This is a genomic window from Microbacterium sp. ISL-103, from assembly GCF_018613995.1.
Taxonomy (GTDB): Bacteria; Actinomycetota; Actinomycetes; order Actinomycetales; family Microbacteriaceae; genus Microbacterium.
In genome coordinates, this window is sequence record NZ_JAGGPD010000271.1 from 1 (window position 1) to 1,477 (window position 1,477).

Here is a 1,477-nt window from a genome sequence, read left to right on the forward strand (position 1 = left end):
GGCGGCGCGCCGTGGGCGACCGCCGACACTTCGGCGTGGTGCGGTGCTGCTCCGAAGCCGTGCCCGGCGGTGCCGCCGGTGGGCGCGACGGGGCGAGGTGCAGACGAGAGGGCGGCGACCCGCGCGACCAGCGCCTCTGCGACGACACGGGCATCGGCGCGGACGAAGCCGCCCACGTGCGGGTGGGTGGCTGCCGGTGCGATGTCGATTTGGAAGACCCGTGTTCCGGGGGCGAAGAGCTCACCGAATCGCATCGTGAACTGGTTCAGCGATGCGCCGAAGACGACCGCGACGTCAGCGGTGCGCACGAGCTCCATCGCGCCGTCGGCTCCGAAGCCGCCGGTGACGCCGAGGTCGAACCGGCTGTCGGGGAAGACCCCACGGCCCAGAGCAGACGACGCCGTCAGGGCGCCGGTCAGAGCCGCCAGCTCGCCGAGCGCCTCTCCGGCGCCGGCGAGCCATGCGCCGCGGCCGGCCAGGAGGAACGGACGGGATGCTCTGCTCAGCGCCTCGGCGATCTCGTCGAGCGTGCCCTCGGCGAACTCGCCACGCGGAGCGAGCGGTGCGGGGATGCGGGGTGACGGCGCGGCGGGCACGGGGCCGGCCTCGAGGGATGCGACGTCGTAGGGGATCGCGAGCACCACGGGCAGGCGGTAGGGCAGGGCGTGCTCGATCGCGATGACGGTGGTCGCCGCCGCATCCGCATGCCCGACAGTGTAGGTGCGAGCGCCGACGGCCGACGCCAACGCGATCTGATCGACGTCCCACGGGCGCGGCCCGGAGGTCGGCTCATCGCCGACGACGAGCACGAGTGGGACGTGCGCCTGGACGGCTTCGGCGAGCGCGGTGAGCGTGTTGGTGAAGCCTGCGCCGTAGGTCGAGGTGCCGGCGGCGATCCGGCCGGAGGCTCGGAAGTGCGCGTCTGCGGCGACCACGGCGCCCTGCTCGTGGCGGACGGCGGTGAAGACGGCATCGGTCTGGGTCTCGATCGCGTCGAGGAAGTAGGCGTTGCCGTTGCCCATCACGCCGAAGACGGCATCGATGTGCTGGGCGAGGGTGAGGGCGACGTGCGCGGAGACGGTGGGCATGCGAGAGCCTTTCGAGACAGGGACGGAGAACGATCGTGTTCCGTATGTGTCTCGCGCTCGCGTCGTCGTGAGGTGCTTCGTGCCTCTTTTTCAGGCACCGGCGTCAGAGAGCGCCGGACGAGTCGATCTTACAGGCGACGTCTCGCGTCGCGCCTCCGTCTCGCGGGCGTAACACCGCCGAAATGGTGACAGGGAAACATGCGGTCATGGAGTCGCTGTTCAACGGATACACCTCACGTCGATCCCCGCTGCGGCCGGGGGCGGTGCCGTGGGACGAGATGTTCCCCGCCGATGCCGGCTCGGGAGCGTCGGACGTGCGCCTTCCGTATAAGGACATGTACCCGGCGTTGGCGGGAATGGACGACGCCGAGCGTCGTGCCCGCACCGAT

The 1,477-nt window shown here is 71.0% G+C and carries 2 protein-coding genes; one reads left to right on the plus strand and one right to left on the minus strand.

Annotated elements, in window-relative coordinates:
• Positions 1–1,088, minus strand: a 1,088-nt coding sequence (locus J7E68_RS10790) for a thiamine pyrophosphate-binding protein (protein ID WP_251048893.1), incomplete at its 3' end; no start/stop codon positions are given.
• A 182-nt stretch (positions 1,089–1,270) separates the two neighbouring features.
• Here J7E68_RS10790 and J7E68_RS10795 point away from each other — a divergent pair.
• Positions 1,271–1,477: hypothetical protein (locus J7E68_RS10795; protein ID WP_215172469.1), on the plus strand; the 207-nt coding region annotated here is incomplete at its 3' end.